This window comes from Candidatus Baltobacteraceae bacterium, from assembly GCA_036559195.1.
Classification (GTDB): Bacteria; Vulcanimicrobiota; Vulcanimicrobiia; order Vulcanimicrobiales; family Vulcanimicrobiaceae; genus JALYTZ01.
Genome location: DATBTN010000052.1, coordinates 1 through 20989, shown reverse-complemented (window position 1 = coordinate 20989; position 20989 = coordinate 1). Strand labels below are relative to the sequence as shown.

Below are 20989 nucleotides of genomic sequence, written 5' to 3'. Positions count from 1 at the left end.
GATCGTCGCGAGCCAGGGCGGATCGCACGACGTCGGCGGCGTGATGCCATTTGGCGCCGACCTCAAAGAACCGGTCCTCGATCCGGCGATCAAAACGCAACTGGCGCGACGCTTCAGCGTTCACGTAACGCTGCTGGTCACGGTCGGCGACGATGGCCGTACCAAACGCGTGCAATTTGCCCCGCCGATCGACGCGTCGGTCGAACGGCAGATCGAAGCGCTCCTGGCCGACGCCAACTGGGACGCCGCAGTCTGCGGCGGCGGCATAACCTGCGAAGCGCAAGCCACGATTAAACTGTAACGCTCGGCAGTCGTGCTAACCGGGCGCGGATGGGCGCGCCGAGGCCGGCGGATGGCGCGTCTTTCGCAGCCTCCTCGATTTTCCACCCGCGAACGTAGATTCGTTCGGCGCCCGGCGATGCCGCAAGCGCGTCGCGATATCCGAGGTCCGCAAATTCGATGCGGCGATCGGCGAGGTGCGCGAAGAACAGCGCCGGGCCGCGCACGCCGCGAATGTGGTCGCGCGCGAAGCGCAATTCCGGAATGCGCCGCTCGCGTTCGCTCGCAAACTGGGTGGCAAAGAGCGCGCACGATTCGCCGAGCAGCCGTCCCTCGACGCGCAGCAGGCCGTGCCGATCGAACGGTTTGATCGCGCGAAACGGCAAGGAGACGTCGCGTACCGCATTCGCACGCAGCGTGCCGTTCCAAAACAGCGCCTGTCCTCCGCGATACGCCCATTCGCGCGCGAAACGCGTGGCGAGCGCGAGCGCGTCTCCCGCGTCGATCTCGCAGACGGCGAAGAGGTCGGGTTCGTGCCGGGCTACGAACGCGGCGAGCGACCGCATCGCGCCCGCTCGAACCAACCCGTAAGCGCGCAGGTAAGCGACGCCGAGCGTCGGCGCAACCGAATGCTCTAGAGGATCGATTTCCCCAGGCCCGAGCAGATCAGACCGACGGCGAGCACCGCCGTCTGGTTGCGCGTATCGAGAATGGGATTGATCTCGACCATTTCGATCGAACCGAGCTGCGTCGATTCGGCGAGCATCTCCATGGCCAGATGAGCCTCGCGATAACTCAAGCCGCCTTTGACCGGCGTTCCCGTGCCCGGCGCCTCGCTCGGGTCGATGCCGTCCATGTCGAACGACACGTGAATTTTTCCGCTCCCGGCGCCCGTTATGGCGATCGTCTCTTCCATTACGCGCGTCATGCCGAGCCGGTCGACATCGCTCATCGTGAACGCCCGCACTCCGGATTCGCGCAAGATGCGTTTCTCATTTGCATCGACGTCGCGCAGCCCGATCTGCACCGTACGCTTCGGATCGGCGAAGCCGTTCTTCAGGGCAAACCACAACGGCATTCCGTGAACGTTCCCCGACGGCGAACTCTCGGGGCTATTGATGTCGCTGTGTGCGTCGATCCACACGAGGCCGGGCGCGGCGCCGCGCGCGCGCGTCAACCCTTCAAGCGTGCCCATTGCGATCGAATGATCGCCGCCCAGGACGATCGGCATGCGCCCTTCGGTAACCGCCGTCGCCACTAGCCCTGCGAGCTGCTCGCAGACCTCCGCGATAACGTCGAAGTACTTCGCGTGCGCGTCGCTGGGCGTAAGCGCCTCGCGAATCGGCACGTGCAAATTGCCGCGATCGTTGATCTCGGTGATGCCGAGCTTCGCCAGCCGTTCGTGGAGTTTGGCGTAGCGCACGGCATAGGGGCCCATGTCCACGCCGCGCCGGCTGGCGCCGAGATCCATGGGCACGCCGATCACGTCGACGCCGATAGCGGAAGTTGGAGAGGCGTTGATAGTCACGATTGGGCCTAGCGTTCGCGCCGAGCGAAACTCTTGCCTATCGAGCTCGCTTGGTACGCGGACGGCGCGGTACGGCGACCGGTTTGCGCAACGCGGGTTCCACCGCGTACGGCGTGTATTGAGGAACGAGATTCGCGAGCAGCACTTTAACGATTCCCGCCACGGGAACCGCCAAGATCAGCCCCGGAAGTCCGTAGAGCTCTCCGCCGGTCAACAGCGCGAGAATCACGACCAGCGGCGAGAGCCCGACGCTCTCGCTCACGATAAACGGCGCGATCAGATGCCCCTCGAGCTGGTTGATGAGCACGAAACCGAGAGCAACGAAGGCCGCGTTCTGCCAACCGTTCGTAAAGAGTGCGATGACTAGAGCCGGAATCGCGCCAACGACCGCGCCGACGTACGGAACGATCTCGAGAATACCCGCGAGGATGCCGATGAGGATCGCGTATTTCACGTGCAGGATCGAGAGCATGATGACGATCAGTACGCCGACGATCGCGGCCACGAGCAGCTGCCCGCGAATGAACCCGCCGACGACCGTGTCGATCTCGCCGATGATCTTGAGCAGCTTGGGGCGAGCGCTCTCGGGCACCGCACCGACGATCGCGCGCTGCATCGCATCCGCATCGAGCAAAATGTAAAGCGCGACGACCGGAATGACGACGAAGAGCGCGAGAATCGAAACGAACGAGACCAGCGCGCCGACGAAGCCGGTCGCGGCGGCGCTGCCGTAACGATTCACGAGCGATTCGACCTGGGTTGGAAGCGTCGTCAAGTAGTCGCGAGCCTGTGCGGGCAAGCGCGCGATGAGTGGATTGTTGGGGTCGTTGAGCGCGGCTTGCGCGTTGTGCACGATCGAGGGCGCATCGTGTATGAGCTGCCGGAGATTGTCCGCCAGCGCCGGCACGATGAAGCCGAGGGCGGCCGCGACGAGCGCGATCACGAGCGCATAGACGATGAGGATCGACGCCCAGAGCGGCAGCGTTCGATTGAGCCCGCGCACGAGCGGATAGATGACGTAGCAGAGAAAGATCGCTCCGAATACGATCGTTGCAACGGTGCGAATGTGGCCTAAGAAGGCGAGAAAGCCAAGCAGCACGATCGCCGAAAGAACGACGATCGCGAGAATCTTGATCGCGGCATTCAAACGCGAATCGAGCGTCAAACGTCGAGTGCTCGCGACGGAAAGCGGCGCTTGAGCCAGCGCATGAGCGGATTGGCGACCGCGTTGGCCGGAATCTTCAGCGCCCGTAGCGGACCGCGCGCATACCCGTCGTCGATATCGAGCACGAACAAGAAGAGCCAGTGCGTGCGCGGCAGCGCGTCGCTCCAGGCGCGCGCGGCGGCGAGTTTGTCGGACGAGTGCGATTGCAGCGCGCCGAGCACGCCGGCGTCGTCGGGAGCATCGGCGACGATCTTCGTGAACTCCCGATAGCGCACGCCGAGCGCACGCAGCATCTCGCGATCCACCGGGCTCTGCCCGTAGAGATAGTCCCCGAGCGTCCCAGCCAACGCCGCGCGCGTTTTGTCGATCAAGCGCGGAAGCCATCGAAGGCCACCGAGTTCTTCGGACCAGCGCCGCGGCGGCACGGCGCTCAAATCCTTGCTTACCATGAGAGCGCCTTCGTGACGAAGGCATCGGGTCCCGTCACTGCCAACACTCGCCGAATGAAGCACCAGGCGATCATTTCACTCGTCGCCCTGGCGGCGTGCGCCGCACTCTTCTCCGCGTGCGGCCATCGCCAAAGCGCGGCACGTCCCGGCCAGTTGACGCTCGGCATGGTGACCGATGTCGGCGGATTGGGCGATAAGTCGTTCAACGATTCGGCGTACCGCGGATTGCTGCGCGCGCAAGACGTCTTGGGCGCTCACATTCAAGTGCTCCAGTCCCACGCGGCGGCGGATTACCAGCCCAACCTGGCTGCCCTGACCAACGCACATCTGGACGCGATCTACGCGATCGGCTTCTTGATGAACAAGGACGTCGAACAGATCGCAAAGGAGAATCCGGCGCAACGCTACGCGATCATCGACGCAGTCGTTGACGAGCCCAACGTCGTTTCCGTGACGTTTAAAGAGGAAGACGGCTCGTTCTTGGCCGGTGCCCTGGCGGCGCTGGTCAGCAAGACGCACCACGTCGCATTTTTAGGCGGCCAGGATATCCCGCTGCTTCGTAAGTTCGAAGCAGGCTTCATCGCCGGCGCGCATCAGATCGATCCCAACACGCGGGTCGATGTAAAGTACGTCGGTTCGTTCGATGATGTAGCGTCCGGAAAAGAACTCGCCAACGTTCTCTTCAACGGCGGAGCCGACATCGTGTACGCTGCCGCCGGAAAGGCGGGCCTCGGTGCGATGGACGCCGTGAAGAGCCGTTCGAACGCCTTCGTGATTGGCGTGGACTCCAACCAGGATAGCCTGGTTCCAGGCCGCGTGCTGACCTCGGTGGTCAAACACGTCGACGTCGCGGTCTTCGATATCGCAAGCGCGATAAAGAACAAACAACCAATGAGGGGACACCTGGTTCTCGGTCTCAAAGAGCGCGCCGTCGGGCTCACCGACTTCGCTTACACCCGCAACGCCATCGGCGCGGCGACCATCGCGCGCGTCGACCGGCTCCGTCAAGCGATCATCGCCGGCACGATTACGCCGCCGTCGACGCGCGAGGAACTGGCGAGCTGGAAACCGGTCAAGCTCTAGCCGCGCCGGAGCCCGCACTGCGGCTGCGCGGGATACGCAAGCTCTATCCGGGCGTCGTTGCCGTCGACGGCGTCGATCTCGACCTCAACGCCGGTGAGATTCACGCGCTCGTCGGCGAGAACGGGGCCGGGAAATCGACGCTTTCGAATATCGCCTTCGGCGAAGTGCGGGCCGATGCCGGAAGCATCGCCGCGAGCGGGAACGTCGGTCTGGTACACCAGCATTTTGAGTTGGTGGGCCGGCTGCGCGTCTGGCAGAACATTTTGCTCGGCCGCGAACCCCGTAAAGGCTGGCGCATCGACGTCGATGCCGCCCGCACGCGCGTTAGCGCACTGGCCGCGCGCAACGCATTGGAGATCGATCCCGACGCATTCGTCGACGAGCTGCCGATCGGCATCCAACAGCGGGTCGAACTGCTGCGCGAACTCGAACGCGAGCCGGCCGTCTTGCTGCTCGACGAGCCGACCGCCGCCCTCGCGCCCGTCGAGATCGATGCGTTCTTCGCGACGATCGCGCAGTTGGCGCAACGCGGTACGGCGATTCTGATCGTCACGCACAAACTGCAGGAAGTAATCGCGTACGCTCGGAGCGTCTCGGTCATGCGTCGCGGCAAAATCGTCGCTACCTTCGAAACCGCGAATACGACCGTCGATGAAGTCGCGCGCGCGATGGTCGGGGGAGATCTTCCCGAGATCGCCGCGCGCGCCTCGACGACGGTGGAACCGTGCTTTTCCGCGCGCGGACTTTCGGCCGGCGCGGGGAGCGCGGCGATCGCGAATCTTTCACTGCGCGTCGATGCCGGCGAAATCGTGGGCGTCGCCGGCGTCGAAGGCAACGGCCAGACGACGCTCGCCGATGCGATCGCCGGCATGATTCCGTATTCCGGAACGATCGTAAAACCCGAGCGCATGGGCGTCGTGCCGCAGGACCGGCAAAAAGAGGCGCTCGTGATGGGCTGGACGATCGTCGATAACGCGATTTTCGGTCGCGAACGTCGCGCGCCGGTGCGGCGCGGTGCGCTCATCGACCGTCGCGCGGCGCGCGAAGCGGCGGGTACGATCGTCGAACGTTTCGACGTTCGCGCCGCTTCCCTCGACGTTGCCGTGAAGACGCTTTCGGGCGGAAACCAGCAAAAGCTCGTGGTCGGACGCGCGCTCTACGACGAGCCGGGATTCATACTCGCCTATCAACCGACGCGCGGCATCGACGTCGGCGCGACCGCCCTCGTACGGTCGCGATTGATGGAAGCTCGCAACCGCGGCGCTGCGATTTTGCTCGTCTCATTCGAACTCGACGAAATACTCGCGCTCGCCGACCGATTGATCGTGATGTATCGCGGAACGATCGCGGGCGAGTTTTCGCGCGCGCAAGCGGATCGCGCGCGGATCGGGCGATTGATGGTGGGCTCGCAATGATGCGTTATCGCGGGCTCCTCGCCGGGCCGGCCGGCGCGGTCGCCATCGCGCTCGTGCTGATCGCCGTCGCGATGCTGGTCGCGGGCGTCAGCCCGCTCGACGGTTTCGCCGCGCTTTTCGGCGGCGCGCTCGGCGGGCCGCGCGCGATCGCCGAGACGCTCGTGCAAACCACATCCCTGCTTTTGCCGGCACTCGGAATCGCGCTCGCATTTCGCGCCGGACTCTTCAACATCGGCGCGGAGGGGCAACTGCTCGTTGGCGGACTCTGCGCGGGCGCGGCCGGCGCGCACCTGAACCTGCCGGCACCGCTGACGGTCGCAATTTTGCTCGCACTCGGTTTCGTCGGCGGCGGGATCTGGGGCGCGATCGCAGGCTGGATGAAGGCGCGGTTCAATGCGAGCGAAATCATCTCGACGCTGATGCTCAACTTCGTCGCCGCGTCGCTGGCGAATTATCTCGTGAGCGGTCCGCTGCGCAGTTCGCTCGCTTCCGGAGCGGAGACCGCGCCGGTACTCCCCAACGGCTGGTTGCCCGTGCTCGTGCCCGAAACGCGCCTGACGATCGCGATTCTCATCGCGATCGCGATCGCGTTCGCGTTGAGGTTCGTCTTCACGCGCACGGTCTTCGGTTTCGAATTGCGAGCCATCGGCGAAGCACCGGAGGCCGCGCGCCGCGCGGGGATCGACATGCGCGCCATGACGTGGCTCGCGCTCGCGCTTTCGGGCGGCATCGCCGGCGTCGGCGGCGCGACGATCGTCACCGGTGTATTGCACCGTTTTAACACGCAACTCTCGCCCGGCTACGGCTTTACGGCCATCGCCGTCGCGCTCGTCGGCGATCTCAATCCACTCTGGATCTGCGTTGCGGCGTTCGGCTTCGGTATCTTGGAGTCCGGCGGCCTCGCCATGCAGGCGAGCGCGCAAGTGCCCAAGGACGCGATTCACGTCATCGAAGGATTGATCGTCTTACTACTCGCCGCGCGGCGCTACGTCGCCACGCGAGCGCCGAGCGCTGCGGTATGAACGGCGGCTTCGCACTCTTGCTCACGCTCGTGACGCTCACGCTCGTCAAAGCGACCCCGATCGTCTACGCGGCACTGGGCGGCGTTCTCTCCGAGCGCGCGGGCGTCATCAACATCGGCCTCGAGGGCATGATGGCGATCGGCGCGTTCGCGGCGGTCGTCGCGAGCAACGTTAGCGGCAGCGCGATCGTGGGACTGCTTGCCGGCATCGCCGCCGGCGCGCTCTTCGGCTTCATTCTCGGTTTGGCGGCCACGAAATTCAAAGTCGATCAGATCGTCGCCGGGACCGGCATCAATCTCATTGCGTCGGGCGCCGCCGCTTACGGATTGGTTTTGATCTTCAATCAGCCCGGAGCGAGTCCGCAGGTCAACGCACTCGGCAACGGCTATTGGGTGCTCGTCGTCTTCGCACTAGTCTGCACGCTCGGGATCTCCTGGCTGCTGTATCGAACGCCGTGGGGCCTACGCGTCCGCGCCTGCGGCGAAAACCCTGGGGCGGTCAAATCGGCCGGGCTCGACCCGCTGCGATTGCGCTTAATCGCCGTGGTCTGCAGCGGTGCACTCGCGGGACTCGGCGGCGCGTTTCTCTCGATCGGTGAAGTGAATCTCTACTCCGACGGCATGACGGCCGGGCGCGGATTCATCGCACTCGCCGCGGTGATCTTCGGACGCTGGACGCCCTGGGGCGCGACCGGCGCGGCCATCTTTTTCGGATTCTTCGAAGCGTTGCAGTTTGTTTTACAGGGAAGGGTTGCTTGGCTGCCGAGCGATGCGATGCAAGCGCTCCCATATCTCGCGGCGCTCTTCGCACTCGGCGGCCTGATCGGCAAAGTCCGTGCGCCGGCCTCCGACGGCGTTCCGTATTGAGCATGAAGTATAAACATCGGCGTCAAACGACCGACAACAGTCTTATGCGACGTATTTCCATCGTACTCGCGCTCGTTTACCTCATGGTCTCGTTCCCGGCGGCGGCGCGCGCAAGCATCGACATGCCGGCACCTTTTGCAAAACTGCAGTCTCTTCTGCGCGGCGTCGCACACCGCGCGCCCGGACGCGTTGCGATGGAGGTCCGCGACCTGGCCACCGGCTACACGTCGAAGTTCAACGCCAATACCGTGATGCCGGCCGCGTCGACGATCAAGATTCCCGTGATGGTCGAAGTCTTTCGTCAAATGGAACTCGGCCGCTTCGATCTCAACCGGCGCGTCGAACTGCTTGCATCGGATAAAGATTGGGGCTCCGGCACGCTCTGCGACGCACCGGTCGGCACGACGTACCCGGTTTCGCGTCTGCTCACCGAGATGATCACCGTCAGCGACAACACCGCGGCGAACATGCTCATCCGCCTGGTGGGCCGGCACCACATCAACAGCACCATGTACGGTCTGGGTTTGCACGACACGCGTTTGGGAAACTACATTCGCACCGACGGCTGGAACGTTCGCGCCGAACTGCGCACGACGCCCAACGACATGGTGACCCTGCTCACGCAGATGGCCAAGAACGAATTGATCGACGAATGGTCGTCGAAACAGATGATCGCCATTCTCGAGGCCGATGAAATCAACACACTCCTACCCGCATCGTTGCCGCAGATTCCGATCGCGCACAAAACCGGATCGTTCAGCGACACGCTCAACGATGTCGGGATCGTCTATTCGCCCGGCGCGCCGTACGTGATCGCCGTCATGACCACCGACCTGCCGACGCTCTCGTCCGGGCGCCGGTTCATTCGTAACGTTTCGCGCCTGGCCTATCACGGTTTAGCGCATTTCGCGAAGTGGCGCGTCGCGAACGGGCTCGACACGCCGATTACCGCACCCGCCGAAGCCATGCCGGATCCGCAAGCGACGCCGGCCTCCGGCGATGCGCCGATGTGGGGCTCGCACGCAGCACCCCCGGTCACCGCAGCCGTCGCGACGGCTACGCCGGAGCCGCAGCCCTCTTCCGCGCCGTAGCGTACGTCGGCGTCAGCCAGCGCGTATACGCTAGCTCGTCGCCACGAACCGCGTGCGCGTAAAATTCGCCGAGTTTGCGGGTAATCGGCCCCATGCGTCCATCCCCGACGATCCGATGATCGATCGACGAGACGTGAATGAGGCCGGCGGCCGTTCCGGTGAAAAAGACTTCTTCGGCACCGTAGAGTTCGCTGCGATCGATCGAGCGCTCGACGACCTTTAGGTCGAACTCGTCCTGCGCGATCTCGATGATCGAGCGGCGGGTACACCCTTCGAGCACGTTCTGCGACGGATCCGGTGTGTAGAGCACGCCGCGCTTGATCAAGAAGATATTTTCGGCCGAACCCTCGGCTAGATGACCGTCGTGCGAGAGCATGATCGCCTCGTCGAAGCCGTTTGCAATGGCTTCGCTCTTCGCTAACGCGCTATTAACGTAGAGACCGGTGATCTTCGCGCGCGGCGGCGCCGAAGAGTCGTCGGCGCGGCGCCACGACGAAACGCCGGCTTTGAGCCCTTCGCTGCCGTCGAGGTAGCGCGTAAACGGCACCGGCACGATCGCGAACTGATCGGCCACGTTGTGCAGCCGCACGCCGATATCTTCGGCCGCCTTGAAGATGCACGGGCGAATGTAGATGTCGGTCTCGAACCGGTTGCGCGCGACCAGCTCCGCGGTGATCGCCACCAGCTCGTCGACGGAGTGCGGCAGTTTCATCAACAGGATTTTCGCCGAAATCGCGAGGCGCTCATAATGCTCGGCAAGTTGGAGTAAGAAGAGTTCGCGTTCTTGCGGAACCCAGAAACCGCGAATGCCTTCGAAGCACCCGGTACCGTATTGCAAGCCGTGCGTCAGCAGGCCAACCTTCGCATCGCCGTACGCCTTGAACTCGCCTTCGGTGTAGACGGTGATCTGTGCTAAATCCACGATCGTATGGGCTCCTCTTGCGGGTAGAACGTCCACCGGATTCCGGCCCGTCGGCGGCCCTCCTCCGGCCGCGTGGCCAAAACGCGGGGAATGCCGTACTCCAACCGGAAGACGCCGGTATGATTCGACGCGCGCTCGTTGTATTCGCCGCCGCAGCGTGTGCTGCCGCGACCATCGCCCTCGCGACATCGCCGAAGATTCTCTTACCCAGCGGATGGCGAATCGACCCGCCGAGCGGCCCGGCGGCGACGACCGGGACGATGCCGCAGGGAATCGCGCTCTCACCCGACGAGACGCGCCTGGCCGTCGTGGAGTCCGGCGTCAATCCTCCGGCGTTGCGCGTGCTCGACGCGCGCACCTTGGGCGATCCGCACGTCGTCGCACTTCCCGGAGCGTTCGGCAAGCCCGTCTGGCTCGACGGGACGCACGTACTGGTCGCCGGTGCGAACGGCGATGCAGTGCTCGATGTGGATCTCGACACGAATCGCGCGCGCGCGCTCGCGGTAGCGCCCGGAAGTTGGCCCGCAGCGGTAGCGCTCGCCGGCGATCGCACGCACCTCGCAACGAGCAACGACGGCAACGGTACGATCACGATCGGATCGCTGCCGGCCCTAGCGGACAAGACGACGATTGCCGTCGGCCCGCACCCGGGCGACCTGCTCTTCTCGCAAGACGGCAAGACGCTCTACGTGGCGATGCGCGGCGGCCATACCGTCGATGCGATCGATCTCTCAACGCACGCGATCGCGACGATCGCCGTCGGGCTTCATCCGGACGCTCTCGCGCTCTCACCCGACGGAACGTCGCTCTACGTGACCGAGAGCGACGACGACGCCTTGGGTGTTATCGACGTCGCGACCGCGAGGCGCGTAGCGGACATCGACTTGCGGCTGCACGATGCGCGCGTGAGCGGGTACGGTGCCTCGCCCAACGCGATCGCTGCCGCAAACGATGCGATCTACGTCTCGCTGGGTGCCGAAAACGCCGTCGCCGTGATTACCAACGGTTCGGTTTCCGCGCGCATTCCCACCGGCTGGTATCCATCCGGAGTCGCGGTCGGTTCCAACGGAACGCTCTTCGTTGCCGACGGCAAGGGCGAGGGAACGCGCGCTAACCCGCAGTTCGATCCGCGCAAAGCGAACAGTCCCGGCTATATCGGCGCCACGCTTGCAGGCTCCGTGCGCGCGATCCCGCTCGGTCGACTCGATCGCGCGGCATCCACGCGAGAGGTCCTGGCAAACGCGCTGCCGACCTGGCGCGCGCCGCGTACGACGATCGTGCGCGCGCACGGGCCGATCCAACACGTCATCTACATCATTAAAGAAAATCGTTCGTACGATCAAGTTCTCGGCGACCTGCCGCAGGGAAACGGCGATCCGAAGCTCGTGTGGTTCGGGCGCACCGTAACGCCGAACCAGCACGCGATCGGCGAGCGTTTCGGGTTGCTCGACAACGCGTATGCCAATTCGCAAGTGAGTGCGGACGGCCATAACTGGACCGACGAAGCGTTCGCGAACGACTATCTGGAGCGCTTTTGGCCGCCAAGCTACGGCGGTCGCCGCGACACGTACGATTTCCAAAGCGGCCTCGCGCCCGAAGTTCCGCACGACGGATATCTCTGGGACGCCGCACGGCGCGCGGGGATCGGCCTTCGCGACTATGGTGAAGACACCAACGCCCCCGCGAAACCCGGCGAGGTTACGACGGATATGAAGGGTCTCAAAGACCGCTTCGATCCGCGATACTACGGCTGGGATCTCGCCTATAGCGACCTCGACCGCGAGGCCGAGTGGAAGCATGAGTTTAGCGGCTACGTCGCGCGCGGCGATCTGCCGGCGCTGGAAATCGTGTATCTGCCGAACGATCACACGAGCGGAAGCCGCACCGGCTGGCCCACGCCGGTCGCGTACGTCGCCACCAACGATCTAGCAGTCGGAAGGTTGGTAGATGCGGTTTCGCATTCGAAGTATTGGAAGTCGACGGCCATATTCGCGCTCGAAGACGACGCCCAGAACGGACCCGATCACGTGAGCAATCAACGTTCGACTTTTTACGTCGCCTCGCCGTACGCGCGCGGCGGCGTGCACCATGCGCACTATTCGACGGTAAGCGTCGTGCACACGATCGAACTGATGCTCGGCATCGCGCCGCTCTCCACGTACGATCGTACGGCGCTGCCGCTCTACGATCTTTTCGGCAACCGTCCGAACCTGCGACCCTACGTTGCGATCCAACCGTCGGTGGATCTCAACGCTCGCAACGCGCGCACCGCCTACGGCGCGGCGGTTAGCGCTCGTCTGGATTTTAAGGATCCCGATCGAGTCGATCCGGCAACGCTCAACGCCATCGTCGCGCGCAATCTCGAAGGAGCGAACCGGTAGTGACCAAGATCGTTTGGGCCGGCGCGATCGCCGTCGCAATTCCGGCCGTGCTTTTACTCGGCGCTTTCGGGCTGGCGTCGCGGCTGGTTCCAACCCACGCACACGCTGCCTCATCATCCGCGCCTGCGCGCTTGCGCGTGAGCGACGGAAACGTGGTTGCGTTCGCGCGCCCGAGCGACGCCTCGGTGCACGTGATAAACGCGCGCTCCGGCAAGACGCTCGCCGTCGCGCACCTCGGCGATCAAATCACGAGCCTGCGTTTTGCCAAACGCGGGCCGTATCTCTACGCCACCGTTCGCGACGATCGCCACGTACGGCAAATCGATACGCGAACCGGAGCGATCCTCGTTCTGGGTGAGCGCTAGATGAACGGTTGGGTCGTTGCCGGAACGACGTTCCTGGCTTCCGGGCTCGAGTTCGTCGAAGCCGCAACCATCGTACTCGCCGTCGCCGTTACGCAAGGCTGGCGCACGGCGCTCGCCGGCACGCTCTGGGCGCTGGCCGCGCTCGTCGCCATCGTCGCGATCTTCGGGCCGGCGCTCGTTACGTTCGTGCCGCTGGGCGTACTCAAACTCATCATCGGCCTTTTCCTCGTGCTCTTCGGCTACGCGTGGTTGAGAAAAGCGATCTGGCGTTTTGCCGGCCGCAAGGCGCTCCACGACGAAGCCGCGATCTTCGATCGCGAAGTTGCCCAACTGCAGCACGCGACCGACGCGCGCCGCGCCGGGTTTGCCGCCGCGTTCAACGGCGTCCTTCTCGAAGGGCTCGAAGTTGCCGTTATCGTTATTACGTTCGCCGCCGCCAAAGCCGGCGCGCTGCTTTGGGGCGTTGGTGGGGCGCTGGCAGCGGCGCTGATCGTCGTACTCGCGGTGGTCGCGCTGCGCAAGCCGTTCGCGCGCGTTCCGGAGAATGCGATGGGCTACGTGGTCGGGATCATGCTGCTTTCGTTCGGTACGTTTTGGAGCGGCGAGGGGCTCGGCTTGCACTGGTGGAGCGGCGAAGCAACGCTGCTCTGGATCGTCGGGCTCTATCTGCTGGCGAGTTTCGTCCTGATTACGGTTCAGCGCCCGAAGGTGACAGCGTGAAAAGCATCTATAAATTCATCGCCGGGAATTCACGCGTGACGCCGATTGCCGTCCCGGTCGCGGCGATCGTCGCCTTCGTGCTCCACGGCCGGGCCGGCGGCTGGGATGCGGTCATTTACCTGGCACTACTCGTGACCACACTAGCCGCCTGCACGTACGAACCGGTCCAATAGCGCCTCGGCGCCCGTAGGGACGCATCCAAGCGACGGCCAACTGACGTTTAGCTACAGAAGTAGCACGACAAGGAATCTTCAAACCTCGCTTGGATGCACGTGCCGCACTCCGGCACGGGAAGTGGAGCCTTAGATGTCATCTGCCGCTCCGGCCCGGGACACCGGCAATCGCTGGCTGATCGCCATCGCCGGCGTGATCGTCATGATCTGCCTCGGTACCGTCTACTCGTGGAGCCTGTTCGTTCGGCCGCTCATCGCGGCGTATCAATGGTCGAATCAGGAAACGTCGCTGGTCTTCGAACTGGCGATTTTTTTCTTGGGAGTCGGCGCGATTATCGGCGGTCGCTGGCAAGATCGTGTTGGTCCTCGTACCGTAACGATCGTCGGCGTGCTCCTTTGGGGCATCGGCGTCTTACTGGCCGGACTGCTCACGCCCGTGATGGGCAAAACGGCGATGTACCTCTTCTACGGCATCATCGGCGGGCTGGGGCTGGGATTCGGCTACATCACGCCGGTCGCGATGGTCACCAAATGGTTTCCGGATAAGCGCGGTCTCGCGAGCGGCATGGTGGTCATGGGGTTTGGCCTGGGCGCCTTCTTCTATAACAATATCGTCACCAAGATTCCGTCGTTCGCAGCGGCAGCCAAAGCCGCTACGGCGTACGCGACCGCCCGCGCCGCCGCAACCAAAGCCGGCACGCCGTTCGACGCAGCCACCTACGTGCTGGCACCCGTACACGTTCATGCGATCATGTCGGTGTTCATCGTTTCCGGTATCGTGTTCGTCATCATCGGCGGCCTCTGCACGCTCGCGCTGCGCAATCCGCCCGAAGGTTACACTCGCCCCGGGACGTTGGCGACCGCGGCGGCAAGCGCGCACAGCTATACGCCGAGCGAAGCCCTGCGAACGATGCCGTTCTATCTGCTCTGGCTGATCTTGTTCTTAAACGTTACGGCGGGTATTCTGATCGTTTCCAACGCCGTTCCGATCTATAGCGATCTCACCGGCGCGACCGCGGCCGCTGCCGGCTTTATCTACGGGCTGCTCGCCGTCTTCAACGGCCTCGGGCGATTCTTCTGGGGATGGATCAGCGACAAGATCGGGCGCAACCACACCTATGTGGTGATGTTCCTGATCCAAGTCGTGATCTTTTTCATCATGGGCAACCTGCACTCGTTCGCCGCAGTCGGCATTTGCTTCGGAATCATTCTGCTCTGCTACGGCGGCGGCTTCGGCGTGATGCCGTCGTTCAACGCGGACTATTTCGGAACGAAGTTCCTCGGCCAGAACTACGGGATGATCCTTACGGCGTGGGGCGTCGGCGGCATCGTCGGCCCGTACATCGCGGCGGCGGTGAAGGATCGCACCGGATCGTTCACCGGCGCGCTGGTTCCGGTCGCGATCATGCTGCTCTTCGCGGCTATCATTCCATTCCTCATCAAAAAGCCGCAACGCGAGCTTATCGCACCCGCGGTGACGTAGGCATTCGAGCGCGTTATTTCGCGCTTTCGATTGGGTAGTAAATTCGAGCAGGGTTTTCCGGTTGGGGGGGAGTGACGTGGCTTCGAAAACGACGATCGACCTGACGAAAATACTAACGCAGGTCGGTAACGCGCTGGGGGGACGGGTCGGGATGGTTCCCAACGTTGCCTCGGCGCGAACGCGCTCGCTCCACGGCCGCATCAAACACGCGAAAGCCGTAACGAGCGTCTGCCCCTACTGCGCGGTCGGCTGCGGAACGCTCGCCTACGTCAGCGACGATGGAAAACTGCTCGACGTCGAAGGCAACCCCGAGAGTCCCATCTCGGGGGGCCACCTCTGTCCGAAGGGCTCGGCGATCTTCGGGATGGCTTCCAACACCGCGCGCTGGGTCACCGCGAAATATCGGGCGCCGTATAGCGACCGCTGGGAAGAGCGCCCGCTGCCATGGGTGATGGAACGGATCGCGACGCTCACCAAGCAAACGCGCGACGAGACGTTCGTCACCGAAAAGGACGGCAAGCGCGTCAATCACACGATCGGCATCGCGTCGCTCGGCGGCGCGACGTTCGGCGTCGAAGAGAACTATCTGCTCGGCAAGCTGATGCACAGTCTGGGCGTGGTCTCGGTCGAGAACCAAGCGCGAATATGACATAGCTCGACGGTGCCTGGTCTAGGCACCTCACTCGGACGCGGCGGCGCGACGACGTTCTTACAAGATCTCGTAAACGCCGATTGCATCCTCATCGAAGGCAGCAACTTCGCCGAAGCCCATCCGGTTGGATTTCGCTTCGTGATGAAGGCCAAGGAACGCGGCGCGAAGATCATCCATATCGACCCGCGCTTCACGCGTACTTCGGCGATGGCCGATCTCTACGTGCCCATCCGCAGCGGCACCGACATCGTGTTTCTCGGCGGAATCATCAACTGGCTGCTCTCGAACGAACGCTACTTTAAGGAGTACGTCGCGGCGTTCACCAACGCGTCGAGCATCGTGCGCGAAGACTTCAAAGATACCGAGGATCTCGACGGGCTCTTTTCAGGCTACACGCAACCGCAGCCCGACGAAAGCGCGTCCAGCGGTCAAGCTCACGAGGGCGGCTCGCAGGGGCACGAACCCAGCAGCGAACCGCACACCTACGATCCGAAAACGTGGCAACTCGAAAAGGAAGCTAACGGCGCGTTCAAACGCGATCCCACGCTGCAGCATCCGCGCTGCGTGCTGAGTCTGTTGCGGCGCCACTTCTCCCGGTACACCGCGGAGATGGTGGAGTCGGTTTGCGGAACGCCGCCGGAAAAATTTCTGGAAGTCTGCGAATCGCTCGCGAGCAACAGCGGGCGGGAGCGCACGACGGCCTTTGCCTACGCGGTCGGCTGGACGCAGCATACGATCGGCGTGCAGTACATTCGAACCGCCGCGATGCTGCAGCTGCTGCTCGGCAACATCGGGCGCCCCGGCGGCGGCATCATGGCGTTGCGCGGCCACGCGAACATTCAGGGCGCGACCGATATCGCGACGCTCTACGATCTGCTGCCCGGGTATCTTCCGATGCCGTCGATCAAGCGCGACGAACAGAGTCTCGACGCCTATTTGAAGACCAACACGAAGCCGACCGGCTGGTGGGCCAACACGCCAAAATACGTCGTTTCGATTCTCAAGGCGTTTTACGGCGAGCATGCGACCGCCGCGAACGACTATTGCTTCGACTATCTTCCGCAGCTCACGGGCGATCATTCGATGCTGCCGACCACGTTCGCGATGAAGGACGGCGCGGTTAAGGGCTACTTCGTTATCGGACAAAACCCCGGCACGTCCGGGCAGAACGCGGAGCTGGTTCGCGCGGCGATGGAACGCCTCGACTGGTTCGTCAACGTGGACTTTTTTGAAAACGAGACGTCGTCGTTCTGGAAGCGCGAAGGTGCGGACCCTTCGAAGATCGCCACCGAGTGCTTCTTTATTCCGGCCGGAACGATCCTCGAAAAAGAAGGCACGATGGTCAACACCAATCGCATGCTGCAATGGCACGACAAGGCGATCGAGCCGGTCGGCGATTCGGTCACCGACGCGTGGTTTTTCTACAATCTCGGCAAGCGCTTAAAAGAGCTCTATAAGGATTCGACCGATCCCAAAGACCGCCCGATCCAACACATGACCTGGGAGTACGAACACGACGACGAACGCGAGCGCCGAAAAGGCGAACCATCCGTCGTTAAGGTGCTCAAAGAGGTCAACGGGTTCAGCACGGTGACCGGCGACCAAATCGCGTCGTTTACCGATCTCAAAGACGACGGCAGTACCGCATCGGGCGGCTGGATTTATACCGGCGTCTACCCGGACGCGCACACCAACAAGGCGCGCAACCGCAAAGCCGACGATTGGACCTCGCTCGAGTGGGGATTTTCGTGGCCCGCCAATCGCCGCATCCTTTACAATCGCGCGTCGGCCGATCCCGATGGCAACCCGTGGAGCGAACGCAAGAAGTACGTATGGTGGGACGCAGCCGCCGGCGAGTGGACCGGCGTCGACGTTCCCGACTTTCCGAAAACCAAGGCGCCGGATACGCCGGCAAAACCGGGCGCCGGCGGCATGGACGCGCACTCCGGTGCGGACCCGTTCATCATGCAGCTCGATGGACGCGGGCAACTCTACGTCGCCTCCGGGCTCAAAGACGGTCCGCTGCCCGTTCACTACGAACCCATGGCGTCGGTCATCGAGAACCAGCTCTATTCGCAGCAAAACAATCCGCTGCTGCGCGAGTGGAAGCGTCGCGATAACGCCTACAACGGTTTAGTGAACCCCGACTTTCCGTACGTACTCACGACCTATCGGCTCACGGAGATGTCCGGCATCTATACGCGTTACGTTCCGTGGCTCGCGGAATTGCAGCCCGAAGCGTTCTGCGAGATCGATCCCGGGCTCGCCGTTACGCTGGCCATTCGCAACGGCGGCTGGGTGACGATCTCGACAGCGCTCGGCGAGATCGAAGCGCGCGCGCTGGTGAGCGGACGCATGAAACCGTTGCGCATCGGTCCCGGAAAGGGCAAACGCATCCATCAGATCGGCTTGCCGTATAACTTCGGCAGCTTCGGGTTTACGCGCGGCGATACGTCCGGCGACCTCATTCCGCTCTCGATGGATCCCAACGTCTCGATTCACGAAGCGAAGACCCTCACGTGCAACATCCGCCCCGGCCGGCGCCCCGAACGCCGTCGCGGGCCAAACGACGAGAGCGTTCCAAGCGGCGAGCGCCGCCCCGACGGTCAAGGCTCGATTCACGGGAAAGATGCGGTCAACCATGGCTAACGGCTTCTTCACCGATACGACGCTCTGCATCGGCTGTAAAGCCTGCGAGGTCGCGTGCAAGCAGTGGAACGAGCTGCCCTCGGACGGATTCGAGTTTTCCGGCAATTCGTACGATAACACGCTGCAGCTTTCGGGTACGACCTGGCGGCACGTCTCTTTCGTGGAGCAGATGGAAGTCGATCGCGGCGGCACGCTGACGGATCGCTGGCTGATGATGAGCGACGTCTGCAAACACTGCACGCACGCCGGCTGCATGGAAGCCTGCCCCACGGGCGCGATCGTGCGCAATGAGTTCGGCGACGTTTACATTCAGCCCGACGTCTGCAACGGTTGCGGCTACTGCGTGGTGTCGTGCCCGTTCGGCGTGGTGGATCTGATCGGCAACAAAGGCGGCGACCACCAAGGCTACAACTACGCCAACATCGATAAAGGCCGTCGCGAAGACGACGCGACCGCCATGCAAGCGAATGGCGGTGTGGCTGGGAAGTGTACGCTGTGTTACGATCGCCAGCGAGACGGACTGGTTCCGGCCTGCGCCAAGGCGTGTCCGACCGAGTCGATCCAATTCGGCGACGTCGACGAGCTCAAGGAGCGCGCGAAGGCGCGCGTTGAGAGCCTGCAGGAGCGCGGCGTGGGAGCGTACCTCTACGGCGTCGATTCCGACAGTTCGGTCGGCGATCTCAACGCGTTCTTCTTGCTGACCGAACGCCCCGAAGCATACAATCTCCCCGCCAGACCCGTGCTTCCTTCGACGCACCAACCGGCAAGTTATACGAGCGCGGCGCTCGCCGCGGCCGCGCTGGCACTCGTCGGCGCCGCGATCTTCCGGAGCGCCCGATGACCGACGCATCGATGCGTCCGCCGCTGCCCGACGACGCGTTCGGCGGCGCCGCGTCCGGCAATGGCGAGCTGCATCCGACCGTTTCGTATTTCGGGCAACCGCTGCTCAAGAAACCGCACTGGGAATGGAACGTCGTTCTCTATCTTTTTCTCGGCGGGCTCATGGGCGGGAGCGGCATCCTCGCCGCGCTCGGCGACGGCAGCGGCAACGAGAACGATCGCAAACTCGCGCGCAACGCGAAGTATGCCTCGCTCGGACTCGCGGTCGCTTGCCCGGCGATTTTGATCACACACCTCGGCAAGCCCGAACGTTTTCTCAACATGCTGCGCATCGTCAAGTTCAAATCGCCCATGTCGATGGGCGTTTGGGGCCTCATCGCGTTTTCCGGAGTCGCAACGCTCAATGCCGCCGCGCAATTCTTCGGCGTTCGCTCGCGTCTGCTCAATTGGCCGCAAGCGGCGCTCGGCGCGTTCATCGCCGGCTACACCGGCGTGCTGCTCAGCGCGACCGCCATTCCCGTCTGGTCGAAAGGCAAATACCACGTCCCCGCGATGTGCGTTGCATCGGGACTCTCGGGCGCCTGCGCGCTGCACGGACTCTTGCTCGCCGGCGACGCACCCGATACGCACAATCGCCTCGAAAAGCTCGAGTTCATCGCCGCCGCCGCCGAAGCCGCGCTCATTCTCGATTACCAGCGTTTCGCAGGCGAATACGGCAAACCGATGTTTCAAGGCGCGCGCGGCGAGAAATTCCGCAACGTTACGCTCGTCGCCGGCATCGCCGTTCCGGCCCTGCTGCACTTTAGCGCGCTGTTCTCCAAGCCGAATCCGGCCGCCAAACCCGGACTTCTCAGGAGCGTGCTCGCCGCTGGCCTCACGCTCGTCGGTGCGTACGTGATGCGCGAGACGCTCATCGAAGCCGGCAAGGCGTCGGCCGACGATCCGTCGGTAGCATTCCGACAACCGGAGTGACGCGTCCCGGCCTCGTCACGCCGGCGCGAATCACGCGATTCGAAGACGGCGCAGCGCGCGAGGTCGACGACGAGCTGGCCACCGAGGAACCGCTCGAGATTCGCCTGCGTGCCGGCGGCGAAACGCGCAGCGTCGCCGTGACGATGCGCACACCGGGCAACGACTTCGAGCTAGCCGCGGGCTTTTTGTATAGCGAAGGCATCGTTACGTCGCGCGACGGCGTGCGCGCAATCTCGTACTGCATCGATCGCGAAGTCGACGCGGAGCAGCGCTACAACATCGTGAACGTCGATCTCAACGCTGCCGCGCTGCCGGAGCTCGAACGGCTCGAACGTCACTTCACGGTTAACAGCTCCTGCGGCGTCTGCGGCAAGGCGACCATCGACGCGCTCCAAACGCGCGCAGATCCGATCGCCGACGATCTGCGCGTCACGTTCGCGACGATCGCCGCTCTTTCGGAGCGCATGCGCGCGGCACAGCGGGTCTTTTCCTCGACCGGCGGCCTGCACGCATCGGCACTCTTCGACGCGCGAGGCGAACTCATCGTACTACGCGAGGATGTTGGCCGTCACAACGCGTTGGACAAACTCGCCGGCTGGGCGCTGATGGAGAACAAACTGCCGCTTCGAGAGACGATTCTTTTCGTGAGCGGACGCGCGAGCTACGAACTCGTACAGAAATGCATCGTCGCACGCATCCCCGTGCTCTGCGCCGTATCCGCCCCCAGCAGTCTCGCCGTCGACCTGGCACGCGAATTCAACGTCACCCTCTGCGGCTTCGTACGAGGCACCCGTGCAAACGTCTACAGCGCACCGGAGCGAGTATCTGAATAGAAAGGGCAGCCAGAAAATTTCTGGCTCGGTTTATCGTTGCGTCTCGATCGCGCGCCGGTACACGGTTAGCTGCTTTTGGTTGGTCTCGCCTGACTCTGCCA

19 protein-coding genes and 1 pseudogene are annotated in these 20989 nt (G+C 63.6%); 15 read left to right on the top strand and 5 right to left on the bottom strand.

All coding sequences use genetic code 11. The features are described from left to right. The coding region (locus VIG32_07775; protein HEY8297903.1) for a hypothetical protein at positions 1-301 on the top strand (301 nt) is incomplete at its 5' end. Here VIG32_07775 and VIG32_07770 read toward each other — a convergent pair. From VIG32_07770 to VIG32_07755, 4 genes are all read right to left on the bottom strand, one after another. Continuing rightward, entirely contained in the window at positions 291-845 is a 555-nt protein-coding gene (locus VIG32_07770) for a hypothetical protein (protein ID HEY8297902.1), read from the bottom strand. The two genes, VIG32_07775 and VIG32_07770, sit on opposite strands and share 11 nt — an antisense overlap. A 68-nt stretch (positions 846-913) precedes the next feature. Further along, entirely contained in the window at positions 914-1807 is an 894-nt protein-coding gene (gene rocF / locus VIG32_07765; protein HEY8297901.1) for an arginase, read from the bottom strand. 37 nt (positions 1808-1844) lie between these two features. Then, a complete protein-coding gene (locus tag VIG32_07760) occupies positions 1845-2972 on the bottom strand; it encodes an AI-2E family transporter (protein HEY8297900.1) in 1128 nt (375 codons plus the stop codon). Further along, positions 2969-3421, bottom strand: coding sequence for a DUF5069 domain-containing protein (locus VIG32_07755; GenBank protein ID HEY8297899.1), 453 nt, complete (start codon positions 3419-3421; stop codon positions 2969-2971). Before VIG32_07755 ends, VIG32_07760 begins: the two co-directional genes overlap by 4 nt. A 54-nt stretch (positions 3422-3475) precedes the next feature. Between VIG32_07755 and VIG32_07750 the strand changes: the two genes are divergently transcribed. From VIG32_07750 to VIG32_07730, 5 genes are read left to right on the top strand one after another with little or no spacing between them, the layout of a single operon-like run. After that, complete coding sequence (locus VIG32_07750) at positions 3476-4504, top strand: BMP family ABC transporter substrate-binding protein (GenBank protein HEY8297898.1); 1029 nt, start codon at positions 3476-3478, stop codon at positions 4502-4504. Continuing rightward, on the top strand, positions 4483-5919 hold the full coding sequence (locus VIG32_07745; GenBank protein ID HEY8297897.1) for an ABC transporter ATP-binding protein: 1437 nt from the start codon (positions 4483-4485) through the stop codon (positions 5917-5919). The genes VIG32_07750 and VIG32_07745 overlap by 22 nt, the downstream gene beginning before the upstream one ends. Further along, entirely contained in the window at positions 5916-6941 is a 1026-nt protein-coding gene (locus tag VIG32_07740) for an ABC transporter permease (GenBank protein ID HEY8297896.1), read from the top strand. Before VIG32_07745 ends, VIG32_07740 begins: the two co-directional genes overlap by 4 nt. Then, a complete protein-coding gene (locus VIG32_07735) occupies positions 6938-7807 on the top strand; it encodes an ABC transporter permease (protein HEY8297895.1) in 870 nt (289 codons plus the stop codon). The genes VIG32_07740 and VIG32_07735 overlap by 4 nt, the downstream gene beginning before the upstream one ends. A 44-nt stretch (positions 7808-7851) precedes the next feature. After that, on the top strand, positions 7852-8898 hold the full coding sequence (locus VIG32_07730) for a serine hydrolase (GenBank protein ID HEY8297894.1): 1047 nt from the start codon (positions 7852-7854) through the stop codon (positions 8896-8898). Here the strand turns inward: VIG32_07730 and VIG32_07725 are convergent. Further along, a complete protein-coding gene (locus VIG32_07725; GenBank protein HEY8297893.1) occupies positions 8864-9820 on the bottom strand; it encodes a branched-chain amino acid transaminase in 957 nt (318 codons plus the stop codon). The two genes, VIG32_07730 and VIG32_07725, sit on opposite strands and share 35 nt — an antisense overlap. Positions 9821-9939: 119 nt before the next feature. On the opposite strand from VIG32_07725, the gene VIG32_07720 reads away from it, so the two are divergent. The 9 genes and pseudogenes from VIG32_07720 (at position 9940) to fdhD (ending at position 20888) form a co-directional block, all read left to right on the top strand. Further along, entirely contained in the window at positions 9940-12201 is a 2262-nt protein-coding gene (locus tag VIG32_07720; protein ID HEY8297892.1) for a hypothetical protein, read from the top strand. Then, the gene (locus VIG32_07715) at positions 12201-12566 is read left to right on the top strand and encodes a hypothetical protein (GenBank protein HEY8297891.1); all 366 of its coding nucleotides are present in this window, start codon (positions 12201-12203) and stop codon (positions 12564-12566) included. The genes VIG32_07720 and VIG32_07715 overlap by 1 nt, the downstream gene beginning before the upstream one ends. Further along, a complete protein-coding gene (locus VIG32_07710; GenBank protein ID HEY8297890.1) occupies positions 12567-13286 on the top strand; it encodes a hypothetical protein in 720 nt (239 codons plus the stop codon). After that, complete coding sequence (locus VIG32_07705; GenBank protein HEY8297889.1) at positions 13283-13459, top strand: hypothetical protein; 177 nt, start codon at positions 13283-13285, stop codon at positions 13457-13459. Before VIG32_07710 ends, VIG32_07705 begins: the two co-directional genes overlap by 4 nt. A gap of 133 nt (positions 13460-13592) precedes the next feature. Next, the gene (locus VIG32_07700; GenBank protein ID HEY8297888.1) at positions 13593-14942 is read left to right on the top strand and encodes an OFA family MFS transporter; all 1350 of its coding nucleotides are present in this window, start codon (positions 13593-13595) and stop codon (positions 14940-14942) included. A 151-nt stretch (positions 14943-15093) separates the two neighbouring features. Further along, positions 15094-18138: pseudogene (fdh, locus tag VIG32_07695) on the top strand (formate dehydrogenase). A gap of 97 nt (positions 18139-18235) precedes the next feature. Further along, the gene (locus tag VIG32_07690) at positions 18236-19084 is read left to right on the top strand and encodes a 4Fe-4S dicluster domain-containing protein (GenBank protein HEY8297887.1); all 849 of its coding nucleotides are present in this window, start codon (positions 18236-18238) and stop codon (positions 19082-19084) included. Then, a complete protein-coding gene (nrfD, locus tag VIG32_07685; protein HEY8297886.1) occupies positions 19081-20055 on the top strand; it encodes an NrfD/PsrC family molybdoenzyme membrane anchor subunit in 975 nt (324 codons plus the stop codon). Before VIG32_07690 ends, nrfD begins: the two co-directional genes overlap by 4 nt. After that, entirely contained in the window at positions 20052-20888 is an 837-nt protein-coding gene (gene fdhD, locus VIG32_07680) for a formate dehydrogenase accessory sulfurtransferase FdhD (protein ID HEY8297885.1), read from the top strand. Before nrfD ends, fdhD begins: the two co-directional genes overlap by 4 nt. Positions 20889-20989 lie beyond the last annotated feature (101 nt).